The following is a 2,512-nucleotide window of genomic DNA, read 5'->3' on the forward strand; positions in this document are numbered from 1 at the left end:
GTCCACAGCATCGCTATACCTCTCAAAACGTTCCCTGCCTTCAGAGGAAAATACAAGGAAATCGCTATCAGGATTCATCAAAGAAGCCGGTTTTATCATTATTTCCACCCTTTTTACACTTTTCCCGACAAGTGCCCCTACGGCATTCCCCACACTGGCAAATTGCGGAACCTGCACATCTGCATCGATAAGGGATCTCAATTCAGCCACATATGCAGAAACCGGTCCTCCAAGCAATATCACGGGAATATCTGTCTTGAACCTTGCAGGATAGTTGCCGCTCAGGACCTCATCTATTGCATTTTTTGGGATAGCAGGTATAAGGAAGGACATCAAATCATGGGCCATATTCATAGCAAAAAGCCCTTTTACATGTCTGCAGAACTCGTATTTGCCCATGTTCGCATACTTGGAAAGATAAACAGCTCCTGTTTCCGATGCTTCTTTGTTCCATTGCTCATATTCCCCAAGCACATGGAGCACATCCGTAGGCGTAAAACCGATAGACTGGATGAGCCTTTTATTTATGAGCGAATCAAGCGCTTTATCAACGAGCATTATTTCTCTTGCATCTGTCATATCGGTCAGTTCAACGATGGAAACGGGTTCATCACCGATTAACCTGAGTAGCTCCTTTTCCTTTTCCCGCAGGCCAGTAGCTTCATACTCAGTTCTGACAACGAACTTGGTTTGCTGATAGTTTTCATTCGTATCTTTACGCAGGACCATTTTATTATGTTTCAGACGATAAAGAAAATCCGGGAATATAGTTGCTGCAATGCACAAAGGAATAACTCTCCTGGGACCGATATTAACATTTTTATCTTTGACCCAAACATGGCTATCCCCTCCCAGAGCAGAAGTTTCCATAGTCATAGCTTTTACCCGTGTTTTCCAGCCACCCACCATGCAACCTTCGGAACTTATCTGAGGAATACCCGCTTTGATCGCTGATACATCTGTACTTGTGCCTCCCACATCAATAACTGCACATGTGTCTACCTTTGCAAGGTAGGAAGCACCGAGGATGCTTGCGGCTGGCCCTGAAAATATCGTTTCGATGGGTTTCTCCAATGCATCTTCTATATTGTAGACCGAACCATCACACTTGAGCATCAAGAGCCTTGCATTGATACCCCTCTTCCTGATATCTGAAGCTACGGCATTGACAAATTGATAAGTGATGGGGATCAACTGGGCATTAAGAGCTGCAGTTACAGCTCTTTCATAAACTCCCAGTTCCTGTGAAAGCTCGTGCCCACACACGACAGGTAGTTCTGTGATACTATGGATCATGCTCTTTACAGCAAGTTCATGATCAGGGTTGCGGGTACCGAAGTAAGCGGACACGGCATAGGCTGAAACCCAGGATCTGGATGCTTCTACATACTCTCTGACAGCTTCAGTGTCTAAGGGATACTCTTCTTCACCATTTGTATCATGACCACCCGAAACAAAAACGACACTTTCAGCAGGATATTCTTTGTCTGTTGCCTGCTCCCCTACTAATATAAGTCCTACCGGCCTGCCGGTGTTTTCAAGAAGCGCATTTGTTGAAAGGGTCGTGGATACTGATACAAGATTGACATCTTTTAGATACTGCTGATCCAGTGAATCCAGTACATTCTGAATTCCTTGCTGGATGTCAGGGTAAGTGGTAAAAGATTTTTTTGCATCAACGATCGCTCCATCTGACCCCCTTACAATAACAGCGTCAGTATATGTCCCCCCGGCATCAATACCTAAACCATAATGCATTCTTATCACCTTTTTTAATGAGAGTTGACCAAAGCACTTCTTCATCGACAGCTCAGACAAAATTTATGAAGTAAACGGCGTTAATTAGATACTTACCTATCAGAAGTAGTATTTCAAAGATATTAAAAATACTCGGTTGAATTTAGCCACACATAAAGGTAAGATAAGTGAGTTGAAAGCAAATATGAGAAGACAACTCCGGAGAGAAGGTGGAAGCATTTAACATGAACTTCCTATAAAGTGTTCCGGAGATTGCCTGGATCACATATTGAACTGCCTTACTCAGAGAAGCCAAAAGTAACAGAAAAATATGTGTGTACTACACCTGGGGAAAGAGGCTTGCCTGTTTTCTTACTAGTCCTGTTTAGCAAGTATTTTTTATACTTGAACAATCTTCTGACATACATGTACTCTACAGGAGAAGCATCGCTCTTCCTATCTTTTCTAACTTCATTCAATAGGTCTTCGGCCCTTGCGTGTGACTCGTTGACTTCAAAGAACATCTTAAAAGGAGAAACGGTGTCTTTCCATAGACACAGGAACGAACGGTTCGTTCCAACTTTCAACGTATCGTCCAAAGTGGACCCTTTAGCACTACAAAGCAGCTATAGGAAATTACATCCAATGCAAGTAAAGTTATTATGTGCATGCATTAAGAACCATACTGAACGAAACTACCCAGTGTGAGTTAAATAACTATCCTGAAGGAATCAATAATGCTGAAGATAGGAATAGTCGGATGCGGGACAATAGG

2 protein-coding genes are annotated in these 2,512 nt (G+C 42.8%); both read right to left on the bottom strand.

The genetic code is table 11. From position 1 onward, the window contains the following. The coding region (locus tag AB7U21_RS11855; RefSeq protein WP_428389296.1) for a hydantoinase/oxoprolinase family protein at window positions 1-1,758 on the bottom strand (1,758 nt) is incomplete at its 3' end. 278 nt (window positions 1,759-2,036) lie between these two features. Then, the gene (locus AB7U21_RS11860) at window positions 2,037-2,336 is read right to left on the bottom strand and encodes a hypothetical protein (protein WP_428389298.1); all 300 of its coding nucleotides are present in this window, start codon (window positions 2,334-2,336) and stop codon (window positions 2,037-2,039) included. Window positions 2,337-2,512: the final 176 nt, after the last annotated feature.

Origin of the sequence: Methanomethylovorans sp., from assembly GCF_050177135.1 — an archaeon.
In the GTDB taxonomy this organism is placed as follows: Archaea; Halobacteriota; Methanosarcinia; order Methanosarcinales; family Methanosarcinaceae; genus Methanomethylovorans.